We start from the raw sequence: 20,040 nt of genomic DNA, 5'->3' as shown, positions 1-20,040 counted from the left end.
TGAAGTGAAAAAGCTCCCCTATTTAAATGTGAGAAAATGAGTAAAAACCACAGCTACAATGTAAAAGTAGAATGGACTGGAAACAAAGGAACGGGAACCAGTTCTTATCGCGCTTACGAAAGAAGTCATAGTATTTTGGTTGAAGGAAAGCCCGAAATTCTTGGTTCTTCAGATCCTGCTTTTCGAGGCGACAAAACCAAACATAATCCAGAGGATATGTTGGTTGCTTCTCTTTCGGCCTGCCATATGTTGTTTTATTTGCACTTATGTGCTGACACTGGAATTACGGTAATGGATTACGTTGATAATGCCTTCGGTACGATGGAAGAAACACCAGATGGGGGAGGTCGTTTTGCAGAAGTAATACTAAGACCAACAGTAAAAATTACGGACGAGAGTAGAACAGAGGAAGCAAATAAATTGCATCATAAGGCCAACCAACTTTGCTTTATAGCCAACTCTTGCAATTTCCGTATTCGGCATGAGCCGACTTGCGAGGTAGCTGAAAAAGGCCAATGATTTCCTGGTTCTACATTACCGAATTTTCACGGTACGGTAGGTTAATCAAACATTAATTCATTTTCTAAAAGTAAGAATCCCCAGCTAGGATGCTGATATCGCAAGGCTTATCTTAAAAAGGATAACCAATACCAAAGTTGAAGAGGATTTCTGAAAGGTCGAAGCCCGTACGTTTACCCAAAGGCAAATAGGGTTTGCTGTATGGGCTTGCCAAATCGAACCGGATTACAAAATTTTGGATATCTACCCTTAAACCAGCACCATATCCAATGCCCAATTCTTTAATAAAGTCTTTGCTAAATTTTCCGCCCGGCAAAGCTTCGTTTTCATTGCTGAGCCATACGTTACCCGCATCAACAAACAGGGCTCCTTTTAAGAATGAGTAAATGGGGAAGCGAAACTCAATATTGGCTTCCAAGCGAATGTCGCCCGATCTATCGAAAAAGGAACCTTGATCTATTTCGGTAGGATTGTATGACCCTGGACCAAGCGATCTGGTTCGGAATGCCCTTACGCTAGAAGGGCCGCCAGAAAAGAATTGCCTAGAGAAAGGAAGTGTTTCGGAGTTACCATAAGGTAAGCCATAGCCACCAAATATGCGTCCAACTAGAGTTTGTTTACTGCTGAGGCGATAGTTATACACAAAGTTGAAATCCGCTTTGAGGTACTGTGCATAGGCAATTCCAAAAAGGGTTTCTTTTCCATCACCGTTCGAATCTTTACTTACCAAATCTAGAATGTTCCCCGCCAATTCTAAATTGGTAACCAATAGAATAGGGTTTCGCTTTCTGCCTTCTGTAAGCTGATTATAAATAAAGCTATAAGTAGGCCCAGTGATCAGTTGTTGTTCAAAGCTACTTTGTAAGAACAGGTTTTGGTCTAAAATTTCTTGAAATTCAGGAGTAATATTAGAGGTGTTCACATAATTGATACTTACTGGGTTCAGCTCGTGATAAATGGATTGGCTTTTTCGCCAACTGTAACCAAAACTTGTTTTTAGGGCATTGAGATTATAAAGGTCACTACGGTTGAATAAGTCGAAACCAAACTTAATATTGGTTTTAGGCACTGAGTAAAGTAAAGTATCCTTAACATTGAAAGGTAAAAGTAAGCGAGGAATAACAAGTCCTGCTTCAAAACCAATTTGTGTACTGCTTAGGCCTTTTGCATCTCCTGAACCCAATTGGACTTCATAGCCAAAATCACCAGAAAGGTTGAGCGTTTCCCCACCCCTAAAAAGGTTGCGATTACTATATACCACCGCCAAGGCTGGGCCTGCAAAACCGTTCGATTTAGTGACTGCTTTTAGCTCTGCCCTTACGGATCGCTTTTTTAATGGTGAAAGGAAGATATTGGCATTTAAGCCTAAAGTATCTTGATTGCTTACTTCGTCAAAAGCTGGTTCGTAGCGAATGTTCACAAACTTATAAGCTCCTATTGAAGACAATCGGCTACTGGTAAGCCTCGATATTTTTGGGTTGTAGGGTTGACCTTCCTTAAACAGAATGTACGGTGTCATTCGGGTTGGCTTAAAGAATTCAGGATCTTGAATAAAATTGATTCCGTTTATTACATATGCATCCTCTTTGGTGGCTTTGTTATTCAATGAGTAATCTGGGTTTACATAAATCTTATTGAGCTTATAGGGCAACAATGATTTTTGTGGCACCTCATTTTTCAATCTTAAAAACAGATTGAAGCGTCTGTTATCATATTGGTTCGTGTCAGCTTCGAAAATTAGAAAATCTGCATTGAAATTATAGTAGCCTTTGTCTTTTAGAAACGCATCTATTCTTTCGCGTTCTACTTTTAGTAAGTCCAAACTAAAGCGTGTTCCCTTTGTAATTGGGGTTTCTTCTAAAGACTGAACGATTCCCTCATAAATTTTTCCTGAACCTGTATCGAGTTCGTACTTTTCTAACAAATACGGTTGACCTAGTTCTACTTTGTAATTTACTGTGGCTACTTTCTTTTTGGTGGTGGTTGAGGAAGAGACTTTGGTATTGAAAAAACCATTGTTTTCAAGCCTATTTTGTATCAAATCCATCGTGCGACTAGAGTCTACGTCCGATAAATAAACGGGCTCTTCTCCAAACTTTCTATTCAGGTATTTATTCAGAAAGCCAGGATTTTCTCTTTGTGATTTATAATGCGCATTTAAGCCAATACGCATACCTAAAAAGGTGGCATTGGGCTCTGGCCTTAAGAGCTCTTCCAACTCAGGCTTTACTGCACCTGTATTTTTTACGCTGTCTGGAACAACTACCGTAACGCTAGATGATTTTAAGAGGTACTCGTCTGTAGGAATAAAACGCCTTACGCTACACGAGCTGGCCAAAAACACGCCAGCGAGCAAGGCAAAAATTAAACGAACCGATGACAGACGAAAACTCATTTCTTGTTATTCTCTTTTTCCTTTTTTTCTACTTCCTCTTTTACCTGCTTGGCAAAAAGCTCTTTGAATTTATTGAACTCACGGGTAAACACGAGCGCAATACCCGAAATCGTCAACTGGCCATCAATTACTCCTTCGTATTCATTTCTACTAAAGCCTTGAAGGCGCAGCCTTTTGTCTTCCGTTAGTAGGTATTCTAAGCTTACATTGCCAATAATTGGAGCTCCCTGGGAAGCGTTTTGATTGCCAGCCACATCCACTTCACTGCCCACGCTTACAATTAAACGGTCGTTAAAGAATTCCTTTTTGGCTGTAATGCCTAACTGGGTTTGTACCTGACCACTATTGGCATCGGTAGTATTGCTGTTGAGGTTAAAACCAACATCGATGCCCGTGTTGCCAAAAATCTTTTCTGAATAGTTATTAAGCTGACCCGAAAGTACATTATTCACATTATCTAAAGCCAGAGAAGTAGGGCCTCCACTACTACCGTCACTTCCCGAACTTGGGAAGAATCGATTCAAAACCAACAATGAAAATACTTGCTTGTTCAACTCTTCTTCTTGGCTGTTCAATTGTTGCACTTGGCTGTACACTGTTCCGCTCAAAGAGCCTCTTTCATCTTCAGGCATGTCCAAATTAAAGGCAATAGATGGGCTCAGTAACTCACCGTCTACATTAATGTATACCTGAAAAGGAAGTCTTTGCTGATAAGAGGTTTCTAGGCCAGTAGCTTCAGCAGAGGTTCTGGTGGCCATAAGCGGGCTGGCAGAGGTTTTTATGCTGTAGATAGCACTCACATCCAAATCGGCATCATAGGGGTCGCCTGACCATGAAATGGTACTGCCTGGTGCAATTTCGAACCTACGTTTTACAAGGTTGAAAAGGTTGGCTTCATAATGCCCTCCACTCAATTCATATTTTCCAGAAAGACCAATTCTTCCGTTCGGTTCTATACTTAGGTTAAAGTCGCCATCGCCAACAACCCTCAGGTTATCGCCAGTGGATTCATCTATAATAATATTGAATTCAGAATTATCGCCAATGGTAATAATCGTTTCTATATCATAGCCAGCAATGGCGGCTGCATCTGCAGAAACCTCGCTCTGATCTCCTTTTGTTAGAATATCATCTGGGTTTTCTCTGTTAACGAAGAGTACAACTCCGTCTCGTTCTTTCAGTTCTAACTGAGATTCTGGTACTGTAAAGGTTAAGGTAGAACCATCTATTACTTTCAAACTTCCCCTTACTTTGGGAATATTCAGATCGCCCGTAATGGTAAGGTCTGCGCCTACATTTAATTGTCCATAAAACAAGTCGCTGTCTTCTTTAGCAGAATTGACCACCCTGAAATTATTTGCTTTCACTTTTAGGTCGAAGCTTGGGTTATTAAGACTTTCTGTCAAAATTTTTCCTTCTAAACTGAAGTCATTGCTTTCACCATCGGTTATCACGAAGTTATCGAGGTAAAGGCCAGAATTATCAACCTTCAACTGCTCATTTGCAATAGCAAAACGGGCGTTCAGTTCATTTACCAAAAAGCCAACTTGGCTAAAGCTAAGTGTTCCTGAATATTGCGGATCGTTGGTGTTTCCAGAAACTTCTACCTTGGCAGAAATGCTGCCTTTGGATTCTGAAATACTATTGTTTGAAAACTGCTCTATGGCAGACATTTTCAATTCGTTCAAGTTAAGCGTTAGATTTAAATCACCGCCATTGGCTGAGGCAGCGTAATCGCCACTTAAATCGAGGTCGGCATCGGCACCTTTTAATGAGAGTTCTGCTTGATATTTTTCAGCTCCAGTAGATTGAGCCTCTAAGTTTAACTGGCCAAACGGCACTTCCAAAATCGTTAAATCAGAAATATTTAATCCAGCAACTACTCCAAAACTACCCAGAGGATTCTCCATTATGATATTGCCTTTAAGAACTCCAGAAGCCAATGGCTTTTCGGCATTCAGCAGGCTAGTCAAAGTAGTCAACTGAAAATTGTTAAAAACTGCCCCCAAATGATCTTGTTCTTGCCCTGGCAATGAGGTTCCTAGTGTTATTTTTTGGCTTCCTCTTGAGAGTTCAAAATTGTTGACGTTAATGTAGTTACTGCCTAGAGCAATCTGGTTTTGGTCTAAAATTTTCCATTCTTGGCTGTTAAAAATTAATGTATCTGGAACGATATGAAGCTCCATTGTATCGCCTCTTAATTTTACTTCAGACTTAATATTCAAGAGTGTTTCTCGGTTATTGATAACATTGAAGCGTGAAGTGACCACGCCTGCATCTACCTTTCCTTCTAACTTAGTTTTGTCTATTGAAACTGGCCCTGAATTAACGCCTGACCAACCCAAAAGAAAGTCCAGTTGGTCATTTTTTCCATTTACTTTAAAGCCCAAACTGTCGATTTCCGTCCCTTGAAAATTAATGTAAGGGGCCATAAGCTCGGCTGATAGTTTATTGGCCTTAGCATCAAAATCAAACTCGAAAGCGATGGAATCCATACGCTCCAAACCTTGTAAAAATACTTCTGATAGAATTTGTGTTGGCCTAGCAACCATGGTGATTTTTAGTTTGGTATCATCACTCAAAGAATCTGGTGCTGCTAATGTTGCCCCATTATTTAGGTAGCGGGTAAATTCTTTCTGTAAAACAGGAGCAATGTCCGCCAGGCCTTTGTTGGCTACAACTCTGGCATCAATCGTTTGGCTATTAATATCGATCGAAAGGGTGTCGCTAGCTGAATTTGCCACAAGATTAAAGCTTCCAAATGTGTAGGCTTTCTGTTTATATATGGCTACACCATCGTTCAATTCTGTTGTTAAATCGAAATTAGATTCGTTGCCTTCAAAGCTTGCATCCAGCACAAATGCCGTTTTAATGTTTTCTTGAACCAAACCTAAAGCACCAAAGTCTGCTCCTTTTACGGTAAGATTGGTAATTACTTTTGGCGCCACAGAATCAAGCTCTAGCTTGGTTTGCATGGTCATATCGAGGTTCTCGTCTTTAAAGCTTAAATCAATATTTCCATTTCCCTGATCCAGTTTGCCATTCAGCTTAAGGTTTGAGAAATCGTAGCCGTTGTATTTAAGTCGCTCAAAATTCGTTTTCAGCTCTGCTGTTAAATCGTTTATACCGGTTCCTATTCCCTTTAAGTCTACTGTAAAAGTGAGCGTGTCGAGTTGTTCGTTCTGGAGCAGTTGATTGAGCTGAAGTTCCTTTACAGAAATTAGCCCGTCAAAACTGATGGATTCGTTTTGGCTGAACTGACCTTTTACTTCAACATTCCCGCTTGTTGTATTTAGCTTTAAATTGGCTTGGGCATCATTCAACCCACCTTTGAACGCTCCTGTTAATGCAACATTTTCGGGCAAGCCCAACCCTAAGCCTGTGGTATCAATAATTTGTGAAAGATCAGTTCTGGTAGTTTTAGCATTTATGGTAGATAAGTTCAGTTCAATGCGATCAACATCTGTAGGATTGGTTACTCGCCCTGCAATTTCAACATTGGTTTCCTTGCCCCAATTCACCACTGCTTCTTCAATTTGAAGGTCGTTTAAGTTGCCATCAACCACCAAACGTCCTGTCAAATTCTTTTTGGATAAGGACTGGACATATTCGTTCTGAGCCAATTCAGGGCTAAAGCTTTTCGCTTCGAGCAGGTTGATTTTTAATTCATCTAAATTGATGTTGATCAATGATAATTCTGGGCTATTTATTAATTCGGTTAGAGAAGCATATTTCAAACTTAAATCACCCGAAAGCATATTCTGTGCAGTTGCAAAATCAAGCGATTCAATGGATAAGAGTTTATCGGTTAGTTCTAAATCAAATTCAAATTCCTTTAAAGTCAGCCCGCTTCTTTCCGTAAATGAAAACTGGTCAACTACTAAACTGGCTTTTCCAACTTCATATTCAATGTCATCAGCCTTAAAATTGAGTTTTTTGATCTCAATCCAGTTAGAATCAAACACTCCGCTTTGCGGCAAACTATCTGTAGTTTGAAAGGTGATGTCATTTTCACTAAAGGAAATATTATTGGCTACTACACTCCATTTTGGCCACTCAAAAGCCATAGGTTCAGAAATTGAAGAAGAGTCTGTTGGAGTCGTTTGACCGCTATTAGATAGTTGCTTTATAAATATTTTGGAGTCGTTTAGAGTCAATTCATCCAACACAATTTTCTGCTCCTGCAAATTGGCGGTGGGCAACTCGAGTCTAAAATTTCCTATGTTGATTTTGGCCTCGGTTCTATCTGGAATAGCATTATAATCTAGACTTACATTTTTTAGTTTTAAAGCCTCTACTGAAAGGGTTGGAAGTATAGAAGCTTCATTTTGGGTGTTATGGGTTTGGTTTGTACTTGCCTCTAGTGCTTTGCTGAGCTCATATTGAATCTTGCTATCAGCAATGGAGAGTTCATCAATTTCGTAAATCATTTGCTCTATGTCCAATGCATCTATTTCCAAATCAAGAGCACCCAGAACGGCAGAGGCTTTCATGCCCAGCGGTTCATCGTTATACGTAATATCGAAATTGCTGAAACTTATTTTTCCGATCACAATTTCAGGGCTGGCCGTAGGAGAAGTGTTTGCTGTGGTAGTATCGGTAGAGGCAAAGGCCTCGATTAAGAAGTTGTAGTTAAAGTTTTCACTAGAGGCTGGTCGGTGAATGTTGGCTTTTAATCCATCCCAATCAACAGACTTTACATTGATTTTGTCTCCTTTTATTAAAGGAAGCAACGCCACAGATACCTCTAAATCCTTAGAATAAACAAGCGTATCTTGCTGTTCATCTTCCAAATAAAGGCCCTCTAAATAAAGATTACCCGAAAAGGTTAGATACAGCCTGTCTATGCTTACTTCAGTGCCCGTTTTGTCAGCAATAAAGCTTACCGCCTTGGTAACAATGATATTCTGACCCCATGGGCTGCGAATAAAAAGAACCACCAAACTGAAAAAAATAAGCAGACCGATGATGACTCGGGTCAGTATTCTTAAAAAACGATTCTTAATAAATCTCTTCAATGTAAATTTTCTCCTCTACAAATAACTCCATAATTCTCTATAGCATTATGAAATATGCTTTTTAATTAACCACGGCAAGCGATTTAGGTTTGTAAAATTAGAAATGAAATATGAGTAGGCTATAATTTTGTTTTCCGCATACACTGCTATGCACTACTAAACAGTATAATGAGCCGATTAATCTTTCTAATCGGCTCATTTATTTGCTATATTTGAGCCGATAATATAATATAATCGGCTCATGAGATATAATTGGCAACAGCCTGACTGGCCTGAGTTCCGCTACGACACTGCTGAAGTGGAAGAAATGCTTTTTGACTTTGCCCAAAGGGCTGGACGTACGAGTGGGTTGTTAGAAGGGTTATCTCAAGAGATTAAAAGCGAGGCAATTATTGAAATGATGATTGCTGAAGCAATAAAAACATCCGAAATAGAAGGTGAGTATTTGAGCCGTAAGGACGTTATGTCTTCAATAAGAAGGAATTTAGGGCTGCAGGATGGAGGGCAAGTTTCAGACTTACGGGCACGAGGCGCGGCTGACCTCATGGCCAATGTGCGTGATACCTACGCAGCGCCTTTAACCGAGGACATGCTTTTTTCTTGGCATAAAATGATCATGCTCGGTAGTAAGGGAATAAATACTGGTCAATGGCGAACCCATAGCGAGCCAATGCAAATCATTTCAGGGGCTATTGGTAGAGAGAAAGTACATTTTGAAGCCCCATCTTCAAACCGTGTTCCTGAAGAAATGAAACGTTTTATCAAATGGTTCAATGAAACGGCTCCCAAAACCAAGGCGGACATGAACAAATCTCCCATCCGTTCTGCAATAGCCCATTTGTATTTTGAAAGCATCCACCCATTTGAAGACGGAAATGGCCGTATTGGACGAGCAATTTCGGAGAAAGCATTGTCTCAGGGTTTGGGTTACCCCGCACTACTCAGTCTTTCTAAGAGCATAGAGGCTAATAAAGCAGATTACTACAAAGGCTTAATGGCAACACAGGGTTCAAATGAAATCACGGAATGGTTGGTCTATTTTGTTGGTACAATTGTATCGGCACAACAAGAGGCCGAAGCGCAGATTTCATTTTCTCTTCAAAAGACCAAATTCTTTGATCATTACAAAGGCCAATTCAACGAGCGTCAGGAAAAGGTAATCAGCAGAATGCTCGAAGAAGGCGAGGGCGGGTTTAAAGGAGGCATGAGTGCCAAGAAATACATGTCGATTACAAAGACCTCAAAAGCAACAGCAACAAGGGATTTACAGGAGCTAGTTACAATAAAGGCTTTCATGCCAATAGGCAGTGGGCGTAGCACACATTATGACGTGAATTTGGGGGTTAAAGCCCATTAAACTTTGTATTTGTAGTGCTGGGCTAAACCTTTCCTTTTCATATTATACACTTGCAGCGCATAAGAAGATAGGCACACAGAACATGTACGCGCAAATGATTATTTCAAATATTGACAATTTTTGAATAATATGGTAAGTTTGATGTATAAATAAATAAGGTATAATATGAATAAGTCTCATTCAATTAACATCCCTTTGACCGATGAGATGAAGCAGTTTATTGCCTCTCAATCGGGTAGCGGCACATTGTATTCAACGCCAAGCGAGTATGTGCGCGACCTTATTCGCCATGATAGAGAACGACAGGAGGCCTCTAAGCTCAGGGCTTCAATTGTTGAGGGTTATCAGGACATTGTTCACGGACGGACTAGAAAGTTCTCAGGTGACCTGCACAAGGATTTGAAAGCTTTCAAAGGTTCAAAATAGAATGGCGCAAATTCATTTAACGGACAGGGCGCTTCTTGATATTGAAGAAATATATGAATACTCTATAGAAAAATGGGGAGAGAAAACGGCTGAGCGCTACCTTGATCAGATCCAAGACTCATTGCTTACACTCGAAGAAAACCCCCAACTGCTTCTTCAGAAACCTGAAATTTCCAACCGCTTCAAGCTTTATCAAACGGGTGCTCACTGGTTGATCTGTGATGTGGTGGACAATGATATTTTCGTTCTCACTATCAAGCATCTGTCACTCAATTTGCTCGATCGCTTAAAAACATTAGAACCAACCCTAGAAGAAGAGGTAAATTTCCTCTACCAAAAAGCCTTGAGGAGCAGGGGGTAGAGCTCTTCTTTCTGTTGTCAAGCGAGTATTAATGCTTCATTACTATATTATTAATATCTTTGGTAAGATGTGCTTTTTCAATTAGTTTCAATAACTATTTTTTGCTCGTTGGGGAATGTTGGAAGATCAACGTTAAATGAAATTTGATTCGCCTTACACAGGAAATGGAGTATAAAAATCATTAGAATTCATGACAAAAAGTAGGAACACAATACCTCAAAAAACAAAGGTAAGGGCTGAATTACAGAAAGAAATAGACTCAGTTTGTCCCTTTTGTGTAAGTCAAGATGTAGGGCATTTTGAGATACATCATATTGACGAGAATCCATCTAATAACATACTGGAAAATCTTATTCTAATTTGTCCAACCTGTCATTCGAAAATCACTAAAGGTGATATTCCACCGATAGAGGTACAGGAAAAAAAGATTGAGTTGTTACTGAACCCAAGAATTAAGGAGACGAGCGAAACCCGTACTATTATTGATGTAAATGGCAATTTGGGAAATGTTATTGTTGGAAATAACAATATACTAAACATCAAAAATTTAGGTAAGAAGGAGAATATTCGAGGTGCTCACGGTACGATTGGTTCTGACAGTCTGAAAGCTGATTATATCGGCTATCTTAAAGAAAGGTATGATACTTACTTAAAACGTGATTTAGGTCTTAAAATTAACTACGCCATCACAGGGAGTAGACTTAAAAAAAGATTCAAAGTTGCTCAGTCTCGAACTATCAATGACCTACCTCTTCATAAATTTGATGAAGTAGTCGATGTACTAATCAAGTGGATTCAAGGTACTACTCTATACAAAATGAAAGGCAAGAGCCAAAAGATGTATAGTACATTCGATGAATTCGTGGAAAAATATCGATAATAATATTTTGGTCATTTGACCATATGAACAGTACCACATGCCAATATTCAATACTTCTACATTGTATAGTAAGATTGCTTCGGGTTCGGAAGGCGGTCTTGAATTTTCAAGGTTTGTAAAAACATTGCTAACAGCCGATTATCATTCTAGAGGAATAAACTTTATCTCCGAATCCGATGCCTCTGGCGACTATAAAAAAGTAGACGGTTATATAAAAGGAGGTATTGATTTCCCTGATAATATTGTTGGATTTCAGTTCAAATTTTTTCCAGCTAAACTCTCACAAAATCAAAAGCAAGTTATTACCAAATCAATTGAAATGGCTCTAGAAGAAAATCAGTTTATTCAGGATTTTATCCTGATTACTCCTGAAGACTTCATGAAAGAAGAGCAACAATGGTTGGATGGAATAAGAGAGAAATACGAAAAGCAGTACTGGGCTAGTGCAAATGGATTAACCAGAAAATGTCGATTTAGCATAGAGCATTGGGGGCATACAAAGATCGTTGAACTTGCCCTAAAACATGAGCATGTTGGAAGGAGGTATTTTCCTGAGTTCTTTAGTAGGAACGGGGGGAACTTCAAGCTGTCATATTCAGGAATTGACCGTCAACTATCTTCTTGGGTCTTGAACGGGCAAAATGGCTATAATCTCAGAGCACCTTCTGAAAATTATCCTAATCAGGTAAGTGACCCCATTTTTGATTTCACCTTTAAAAATAACACATCGAACATCCACCTATTAGGTAGTATAGAAATACATATTGAGAAGCTTTGGACTACACTAAAAGGCCTGCCTCAAGAGTTGTTTCTACATTCTCTCGGAACTGTTGAATACGAGATAGACTTTAATGAACCTATCAACAGAATTGTATTCCCTAATCCTCTTATGTTTGAGTCGAATAAGGCACTTAGATTTCATCTACGGTTAACCAACTTTGCTCAAAAGTGTCCTCATAATAATACTCAAATCAAGTTTTGGTTTCACTTTGATGAAAGATCAATTCCAACGGATTCTTTCATCTTAGGCATGTGAAAAAAATGAACAATAGACAACATTGCTCTTCATTGTTTAATCTTCTTTCGTTTTTGATGCTCATAATTTGAGCATGCTTGCTGGATAAATTTTGCCAAATCCACAAAACGAAAAAAGCCCCTTTTTAAGGGGCTTTAAACGTACCAGAGGCGGGACTTGAACCCGCACGACCAGATGGTCACAAGATTTTAAGTCTTGCGTGTCTACCAGTTCCACCACTCCGGCATCGACTATTAGATAGTCAAGTTTTTTTGGTAGACTTTAAGACCTATTGGCCTTAAAGTAAAAAAGCGCAATCATGATCACGCTTCTTTTTGTATTGAGCGGGAGACGATCCCGAAACTTCGGGGCGAACCGTTGCCAAACTTAGCAAAGTGCGATTTTCGTCTACTCATAAATGGAAGCAATAAAGAATCTTCCATTTTTATGAGCGGGAGACGGGATTCGAACCCGCGACCCCGACCTTGGCAAGGTCGTGCTCTACCAGCTGAGCTACTCTCGCTTATTTCAGTACTTGTTTTCCGCTCTTGTAGCGAATTGGAGTGCAAATTTAACTAAGGCCTTTAAATATGCAATGCGTTTAGTGAAAAAATAAATGTATTTCTTCTTCACTCTATAAATCAGGGTTTTGAGATGCTCCAATACCACGAATACGTGCAACCTTGGTTACTTTTTGGCATATGTAGAGTAATGAATTACGAATAACCTCGTCTCATTAGTAACTCAAATCAACAAAACCATGGTCAAGAACATTTTTATCACTGCGCTGCGTGTCTTTTGGAAAGAGCGCGGCTACTCTGTTTTAAACATTTCAGGTCTAACAGTAGGGATTGCCACAAGCCTTATGCTGTTCCTTTATATTCAAGACGAAAAAACAGTCGATCATTTTCATAAAGATATCGACCGAATCTATCAGGTAATGGAGCATCAGCGCTATTCTGGCGGTTATGTACTTACCACATCGGCAAACCCTGGCCCTTTAAAAGAAGCTTTTAAGGCCGAAATGCCCGAGGTGGAATACATTACTCAACTTACTTGGGAACAAGAACGCCTCTTTATCATTGGTGATCAATCTTATAAATCTCAAGGCAGGGTAGCTAGCGAAGATTTTTTCCATGTTTTCGACTTTCCGTTGATTGAAGGAAATAAAGAGAATAGTTTGACTGCACCAGATGTGGCCTATATTTCTGAATCCTTGGCAGAACGTATGTTTAAAACCACTGCGATTTTAGATAAAACAGTTCGGATTAATGGTTGGGGCGAGTATAAAATTGGAGGTGTATTTAAAAATCCTCCTGTCAATTCAACTCTCGATTTTGAGTTTGTGCTTCCCATTGAGCCTTGGCTTGTTCACAACGAGTGGCTGGAAGATTGGGGAAATAATGGCATTAGAGACTATGTGAAGTTTCACAAAGGAGTAGATGCTCAAGCTTTCAACACAAAAATTAAGGACTATATAAAAACTAAGAATGAAGGTTCTGTTGTCGAGCTCTTTGTTCAAAATATAGGCGAGCAATACCTGCATGGAAGATACAAGGATGGGGTTCAGGCAGGAGGAAGAATTACCTATGTGAGGCTATTTGGTTATGTTGCCATTTTCATTTTGGTGATTGCCTGTATCAACTTTATGAATTTGGCTACAGCGCGTTCTTCGAAAAGAGCGAAAGAAGTAGGTGTAAAGAAAGCGGTGGGTTCTACACGAGGTCAGTTGATTACTCAGTTTATGGGCGAATCCGTAATTATGGCTTTGGTGTCTACATTACTAGCAGGTTTGGTGATTATGCTCCTGTTACCATCTCTGAATGATTTCACTAATAAGGCCATGGCTTTCTCACTTTTAAACATCCGTAACCTTCTGCTCCTTATTGGAATAGCCTTGGTAGTGGGCATTTTGGCGGGCAGCTATCCTTCCATTTTTCTTTCTTCTTTTTCTCCAATCAAAGTTTTGAGAGGTAGCTTCCGTTCTTCTGGATGGACCAATGGAATTCGAAAAGGTTTGGTCGTTTTTCAATTTCTGATTTCCATTTTCTTGATCATCAGTAGCTTGGCCGTTCATAAGCAGATTTCCTATGTAAAGAATGTCAATCTGGGTTATGACAAAGAAAACATCATCTACATTCCTATGGAGGGAGAGCTTCAGAACGAAAGTAAGATTGAGCTTTTCAAATCAAAAATGCTGGAAAACCCCAACATCTTGAATGTATCTACAGCCAGCAATACTCCAATCAATATCGGCAGTTCGACTTCGGGTGGGTTTTCTTGGGACGGAAAAGATCCTGAAAGCGAGGTGCTGTTTACAGTACTACAAGTAAGCAACGATTTTATTGAAACCTTGGGAATGGAGATAAAAGAAGGCCGTTCTTTTGACCCTAATTTGGTGAGCGATACGCTCAATGTGATTATCAATGAACAGACGGCCAAGAATATGAATGTTGAAAATCCATTGAATCAGCCTATTACTTTTTGGGATAGACAAGGCAAGGTGGTTGGTATTGTAAAGGATTTCCATTTTGCTTCGCTGCACAATAAGATTGATCCTTTGGTAATTAGTTTAAGGCCAGAATCATCGAGCGTAATGTTTATGAAAACCACTACCGAAAACACCAAAGCCACTTTAGATTATGTGGAAAAGGTGTTTAAGCAAGTGAATGGTCAGTATCCGTTTGAGTACCAATTCTTAGACGAGCAATACGAAAACCTCTACCGCAGAGAATCCGATATTGGAACCTTAGCCAATATTTTTACCCTGATTGCCGTGTTTATTTCACTTCTAGGGCTTTTCGGCTTGGCTTCTTTTGCCGCAGAACAACGCATCAAGGAAATTGGAATTCGTAAAGTATTGGGCGCTGGAATTGGCAATTTGATAATGCTTTTAGCCAAAAACTTTCTGCTGTTGGTACTTTTGGGCTTTGGAGTTGCAGTACCCTTGTCCTACTTCTTCTTGTCCGATTTCCTCTCGGCCTTCGAGTATCAGGCAACCATTGGTGTAAGCGTTTACATCATAGCGGGCTGTGCTTCTGTGCTTATTGCTTTGCTTACGGTAAGTTATCATTCGTTCCGTGCAGCAGCGGCCAATCCTGTAAAAAGTTTGAAGTATGAGTAAGAGATATGGTTTGTTTCGGCCTTGTTTAATTAAGGTCGAAACAAAATACATTGTTACTTCACAGGTGCATAAGGATTAATCTCTCTCAACTTTTCTTCTAAAGCGCGAAGATCTTTAATGCGTAACCAACTAATGCGCAGCTTATGCTTTTGTAGTTTATCGTCTTTGTCCAAAAGATTCAAGCCAATGTGTAGGTGGTCGGTTTCGTAGTAACTATCAAAATTGTATTTGGTCACCAAAATCGCGTTTTCCTTTTTCGAGAATAACTTTTTAGTGTTAATAGCAACCCCGCCTTCAGTTTCAATGGCAGTAACATAAAGGGGCCAATTGACTAAACTGGAAAGAAATCCAAATATCGGAGCAAATGCAACAAGCAGAATTAGGCCAGGCATATCGGGCCTAATAATGTATTTATAAACAAAGATGAAGACTGCAAAAAGCAGGTAGAAATACAGCAAGTATTTAAAACGGTTCACTTTTCCTTTGTTGCTAATCTGCTTCATAGTAGATGATTTTTCGAATGGTGAATTTAATCAAAAATGAGTTACCCAAATTTTATTTTACTCGTCAAGTCCCATAAAACCACACCAATGCTAACCGAAATGTTTAGCGAATGTTTGGTGCCAAATTGAGGGATTTCCAAGCAACCATCGGCAACTTCAACCACTTTATCTTCAACCCCAAAAACTTCGTTCCCAAAAACAAGGGCGTATTTTTGGTCTTTTTTAATTTTGAAATTTTCTAAAGAGGTGCTATTGTCGGCTTGTTCTACGGCCAATACTTTATAGCCTTGTTGCTGTAAGTTTTGACAAAGTGTTGCGGTGTTTTCTGCATGCTCCCAATCCACGGATTCTGTAGCGCCCAATGCCGTTTTGTTGATTTCTCTATGTGGGGGTTGGGCTGTAATTCCACAGAGGTAGATCTTTTCTATGGCGAAAGCATCTGAAGTACGAAAGGCCGAACCGACATTGTTCATACTGCGGACATTATCTAAGATGAGTACTAACGGAAGCTTTTCAGTTTCTTTAAACTCCTCTAGGGTCAGCCTATCCAGTTCGTCATTTTTGAGTTTTCGCATGGCCAAAATTAAAAAAAGTATCTATGATAAGAACTATACTTTTTGGGCATAAAAAAAGAGTAGAGTCCATAGACCCTACCCTACACATATGGCTTTCAAAGAACCATCAAAAATGAAAGCCGATATAGACTGTTAATGCTGAATTTTTTGCTTCGCTGGTGGCTTCTCCAGCAAACGATCCTGATTTACCAATTTCTCGGAAACCGTAATTGTATCTTACTCCTAAAATACCTCCGTCAAAGTCGTAGCCTAAACCTGCCACTCCACCATAATCTACAGTGTTGAAATCGTCTCGGTCTAGTTCTTGAATGCTGTTGATGGAACCGTCTCCGTCTACATCTTTGATTTTAACTCCTGCCAAGAAACCTACATAAGGTCCGGCATGGATGTTAAGCTTACCCAAATTGGCACTAAGCATAACAGGCATTTTTATATAATTCAGATTGTATTTGTATGTACCGCTACCTGAAAGGAAGTTGTCGTATTGTACGGCCGCTCCTTTTTGAGCGTATAGAAATTCGTGTTGAATGCCTAAAAAGTTTGTGATCTTAATGCGGTTATAAATACCAATGTTTAAGCCTACTTTGGCGTTTTCGTCATCTACATCGTCTACATATAGATTTGAAATATTGGCACCTACCGTAAATCCTGTTTGGGCTTTTGCCGCTGATGCCATAAGTAACATCAATAGGGCAATTATGTATAGTTTATTTGTCTTTTTCATGGTTCTAGATTTTAAGTATGTTTTGTGTTTTTAGCTTTTAAAGTAAGCTCCTTTAACAGGAGCCTACTTTTCTTGCTGGGCTATTGCTCAGTTGAGGAGGGCACTAGCTTTTTGTTGAAATCACTAAGTATTTAGATACTTGCCAAAACTTTTTAGGGTCAGTAATTTCTAAGTACTTGATATTTGATTCGTTTTCGTCTTGCACGATTACATAAGAATCGGCAGGGTGTTCAGTAACAAGCTCAATTTTATCTGCTTCGATAGGGAGTTTAGAAAACTCACGAATGTCGGTTTCGATATACTCGTTACTATCGGCAGACTCGTTCAAATCAATGCTTCTACCTATCCAAAGGAAACCACCTTCTTTAGAAACCAAACCTCTTTCTTTTAAGTCTTTGAAGCTACCCACAGCATAGTGAACAGTGTTCAAGTCGTCATTTACAGAAGTCAATAATTCGATTTCTTGATCTTTAGTGGTAATTTCTCTTACCTGATTTGCTGACATTACTTGAATTGAATCGTATCTACCGGCAATCATTTGAATCTGCTCATCTTTTCTAAGCACTTCGCTTCTCAAGTCGGCAATCATGGTGCTCCTTTGCTCCAAATCATCAGTCAGTTGATTGATTCTCTTTTGGAATCCAGTAAGCTTCAAATCTGTGTTTCTCAACTTACCTTTTAAATCATCTATGGTTTGGTTCGATTGAGCTACCAAATTATCGATCAAAGCAAGCTCTTTTAGAAGTTTGTCTTTGTTATCGGCATTATCGCCTTGTTGTGCATTGGCAATAAGGTTTTCTTTTTCAACAATCGTTGCTACCTGATCTTCTACTTGACTTAGCATATTTAATACTTCGTTGAAGGCGGAATCTCTAGATGCAATCTCGCTTTGCATTTCTTGAATAGAAACGGTTTGCTCTTCGATTACTTTTTGTTTTTCACCATTACTGCAAGACGCCAGACCTACAGTGGCGAACGCTGCTAGCGCTAAAAACGCTTTGCTTGTTTTTGAATTTTGAATTTTCATGGCTACTGATTTATATGTGTTAATACTTATTTTCTATTTTGGTTGGTATTATGCCAAAACAAAGCCATGTTGAGAATTAAACATAAAACACTGTAAATCAGACTAATGAAATGATCACAAACGAAAAACGCTCTACTTTTGAGAGCGTTTTTGTCAAAATGAATAAGATTTGAATGAGATTCTGCTAGGCGGTTTCTTCAATTTCCTTGAGCATTCGATAGATTGTGGATTGGCCAATGTCTAATTTTTGAGCTACCAGCTTAATGTCGTTATCATAGTTCTTTAAATACAACTGAATGATTCGCTGGTTGTATTCCTTTAAGCTCATTTCTTCACCCGACATTTCGGAAATCACATCCTTGGTTCCGAAAGTGATATCATCTGGCTGAATTGTTTCGCCTTCAGACATTACCACTGCTAACTCTACTACCGATTTCAGCTCCCTGATATTTCCGGGGTAACCGTAACCCAATAGTTTCTTAGATGCATCTGAGGAAAGTATTTTTTTGGGAAGTCCATTCTCTTTACAGAATTCATCTATAAAGTGTTTAGACAAAACAATTACATCTTTTCCGCGCTCGCGCAAAGGGGGTAGATGAATAGTGAGCCCAAAAAGACGATAGTATAAATCTTCTCTGAAATTACCTGCCTTCACCTCGTCCAGTAAATCGCGGTGGGTGGCAGCTACAATCCTACAATTAATTTTAACCACTTCTTTTCCTCCAACTCGATTGATTTCTTTCTCTTGAAGGGCACGTAATATTTTGGCTTGAAGGGTTTTGTCCATTTCGCCCATCTCATCTAGAAAGAGTGTTCCGCCATTGGCTTGCTCAAACTTTCCAATATGTCGATTGGCTGCTCCAGTAAATGCTCCTTTTTCATGGCCAAAGAGTTCGCTTTCTGCCAACTCTTTTGGAATGGCGCTCATATTAACCGCTACAAAGGGGCTTTCTTTTTTCTCTGAATTGTAGTGTACTGCCTTGGCCACAAGTTCTTTTCCGGTTCCTGTTTCTCCATTAATAATCACAGAGATATTGGTAATGGTGGCTTTTTTAATCAGTCCAAATACTTTTTTTAGAGGTTCACTCTGCCCAATGATTGAGTTTTGAAAGTCATATTTCTTTTCAACTTCCGACTGTAAAGTCTCAATTCTTTCTTGTAAAGATGAATGCTCACGAATGTGCTTGATTACATTGTGTAGCCTGTCCTTAATATCTTTGGTTTTGGTAATGTAATCGTAAGCACCGTTTTTAAGCAGTTCTACCGCGGTGTCTATTTCGCTTTGTTCAGAAATGACGATTACCTTAATTTCAGGAGCAATCTCCTTTATTTTTTTCAAAAGTTCTTCGCCATTGGTATCAGGCAAACGGTAGTCCAATGTAATTACTTGCGGCTTTTCCTTGAGGGCCTTCATTAAGGATTCTCCGTTTTCAAAAGCCACCACTCGATAATCGGGGTTTAATTCGAGGGTGTAAACTAAAAGTTTTCGGTACCATTCATCATCTTCAACTACGAAAATGGTAAAAGAGGCTGTATTCATGTGCCTAATTTACAAAATGAAATTAAGCTTGCGTGTGCAATTTTTTATTTAGCGTAAAACAAGCTTTCTAAAAATATTAGGCATCTAAAATAAGTGCATAAAAAAACCCGAGGTTAACTACTCCTCGGGTTACTAAACAAATAAACTACTAACTGTATGAAGATGATCACGCTTTTGTGATCGAAAATTTTATCTATGAGGGTTACTACTTCTCATTATCTTCAATACAAAGATCGTTTTTTTAGCAGAAAGGTTGTGTTTCTTAAATTAATTTAACGTTAATTAACTGGTTGGTTCATACCCTATCGGAAGCCCAACTTCAAATTATGCTTCCTTCTTGCAAGTGAATTTGTGTCCCTACTGCCTTTAAACAATGTTTTTTGAATGTAATTGGAGAAGAATTTCGCTTTTCTGGTGTGTGTTGAGTCCAAAAAAATATTTTTGTTTTAACATCTCTTAAGGATCGGCATTGAGTTTTTTAGATGGCTTTTGTAAAACCAATAATTACTACTGGCATAAGAACCGTACTTAATAAAAACACTGCTAGCAATTTTTCAGATTTTTGGCATGTCAGAG

The 20,040-nt window shown here is 39.1% G+C and carries 14 protein-coding genes and 2 tRNA genes; 7 read left to right on the top strand and 9 right to left on the bottom strand.

What is annotated here, in order from left to right; all coding sequences use genetic code 11:
• Positions 1 to 36 precede the first annotated feature (36 nt).
• Complete coding sequence (locus AAC026_RS03075) at positions 37 to 519, top strand: OsmC family protein (RefSeq protein WP_339694949.1); 483 nt, start codon at positions 37 to 39, stop codon at positions 517 to 519.
• Positions 520 to 631: 112 nt separating this feature from the next.
• Here AAC026_RS03075 and AAC026_RS03070 read toward each other — a convergent pair whose 3' ends face one another.
• Positions 632 to 2,914: a BamA/TamA family outer membrane protein gene (locus AAC026_RS03070; RefSeq protein ID WP_339694947.1), complete on the bottom strand. Its 2,283-nt coding sequence runs from the start codon at positions 2,912 to 2,914 to the stop codon at positions 632 to 634.
• Positions 2,911 to 7,932, bottom strand: coding sequence for a translocation/assembly module TamB domain-containing protein (locus AAC026_RS03065; RefSeq protein ID WP_339694945.1), 5,022 nt, complete (start codon positions 7,930 to 7,932; stop codon positions 2,911 to 2,913). The genes AAC026_RS03070 and AAC026_RS03065 overlap by 4 nt, the downstream gene beginning before the upstream one ends.
• 241 nt (positions 7,933 to 8,173) lie before the next feature.
• Here AAC026_RS03065 and AAC026_RS03060 point away from each other — a divergent pair, with 241 nt between their 5' ends.
• From AAC026_RS03060 to AAC026_RS03040, 5 genes are all read left to right on the top strand, one after another.
• Positions 8,174 to 9,289 carry a Fic family protein gene (locus AAC026_RS03060; RefSeq protein WP_339694943.1) on the top strand — a complete coding sequence of 372 codons (1,116 nt, stop codon included), beginning with the start codon at positions 8,174 to 8,176 and terminating at the stop codon, positions 9,287 to 9,289.
• Positions 9,290 to 9,454: 165 nt separating this feature from the next.
• Positions 9,455 to 9,715 carry a hypothetical protein gene (locus AAC026_RS03055; protein WP_339694941.1) on the top strand — a complete coding sequence of 87 codons (261 nt, stop codon included), beginning with the start codon at positions 9,455 to 9,457 and terminating at the stop codon, positions 9,713 to 9,715.
• 1 nt (position 9,716) lies between these two features.
• Entirely contained in the window at positions 9,717 to 10,076 is a 360-nt protein-coding gene (locus AAC026_RS03050) for a type II toxin-antitoxin system RelE/ParE family toxin (RefSeq protein WP_339694939.1), read from the top strand.
• Positions 10,077 to 10,266: 190 nt separating this feature from the next.
• Positions 10,267 to 10,956, top strand: coding sequence for an HNH endonuclease (locus AAC026_RS03045; RefSeq protein ID WP_339694938.1), 690 nt, complete (start codon positions 10,267 to 10,269; stop codon positions 10,954 to 10,956).
• A gap of 37 nt (positions 10,957 to 10,993) precedes the next feature.
• Positions 10,994 to 11,992, top strand: a complete 999-nt coding sequence (locus AAC026_RS03040) for a hypothetical protein (RefSeq protein ID WP_339694936.1) — start codon at positions 10,994 to 10,996, stop codon at positions 11,990 to 11,992.
• A 141-nt stretch (positions 11,993 to 12,133) separates the two neighbouring features.
• Here the strand turns inward: AAC026_RS03040 and AAC026_RS03035 are convergent.
• Positions 12,134 to 12,217: transfer RNA gene (locus AAC026_RS03035), tRNA-Leu, on the bottom strand.
• Positions 12,218 to 12,421: 204 nt separating this feature from the next.
• A tRNA-Gly gene (locus tag AAC026_RS03030) sits at positions 12,422 to 12,494 on the bottom strand.
• Positions 12,495 to 12,731: 237 nt separating this feature from the next.
• On the opposite strand from AAC026_RS03030, the gene AAC026_RS03025 reads away from it, so the two are divergent.
• Complete coding sequence (locus tag AAC026_RS03025; protein ID WP_339694934.1) at positions 12,732 to 15,095, top strand: ABC transporter permease; 2,364 nt, start codon at positions 12,732 to 12,734, stop codon at positions 15,093 to 15,095.
• A 53-nt stretch (positions 15,096 to 15,148) separates the two neighbouring features.
• Here the strand turns inward: AAC026_RS03025 and AAC026_RS03020 are convergent, their stop codons facing one another.
• From AAC026_RS03020 to AAC026_RS03000, 5 genes are all read right to left on the bottom strand, one after another.
• Complete coding sequence (locus AAC026_RS03020; protein WP_339608702.1) at positions 15,149 to 15,598, bottom strand: hypothetical protein; 450 nt, start codon at positions 15,596 to 15,598, stop codon at positions 15,149 to 15,151.
• A gap of 41 nt (positions 15,599 to 15,639) precedes the next feature.
• Complete coding sequence (locus tag AAC026_RS03015) at positions 15,640 to 16,173, bottom strand: RNA methyltransferase (protein ID WP_339694932.1); 534 nt, start codon at positions 16,171 to 16,173, stop codon at positions 15,640 to 15,642.
• A gap of 106 nt (positions 16,174 to 16,279) precedes the next feature.
• A complete protein-coding gene (locus AAC026_RS03010) occupies positions 16,280 to 16,897 on the bottom strand; it encodes a porin family protein (protein ID WP_339608704.1) in 618 nt (205 codons plus the stop codon).
• Between the two features lie 103 nt (positions 16,898 to 17,000).
• The gene (locus AAC026_RS03005) at positions 17,001 to 17,924 is read right to left on the bottom strand and encodes a hypothetical protein (RefSeq protein ID WP_339608705.1); all 924 of its coding nucleotides are present in this window, start codon (positions 17,922 to 17,924) and stop codon (positions 17,001 to 17,003) included.
• Between the two features lie 184 nt (positions 17,925 to 18,108).
• Positions 18,109 to 19,464, bottom strand: a complete 1,356-nt coding sequence (locus tag AAC026_RS03000) for a sigma-54 dependent transcriptional regulator (protein ID WP_339608706.1) — start codon at positions 19,462 to 19,464, stop codon at positions 18,109 to 18,111.
• Positions 19,465 to 20,040 lie beyond the last annotated feature (576 nt).

Origin of the sequence: uncultured Roseivirga sp., assembly GCF_963973945.1 — a bacterium.
GTDB lineage: Bacteria > Bacteroidota > Bacteroidia > Cytophagales > Cyclobacteriaceae > Roseivirga.
The sequence above is the reverse complement of the archived record's forward strand: the minus strand, read 5'-3'. Positions and strand labels throughout refer to the sequence as shown.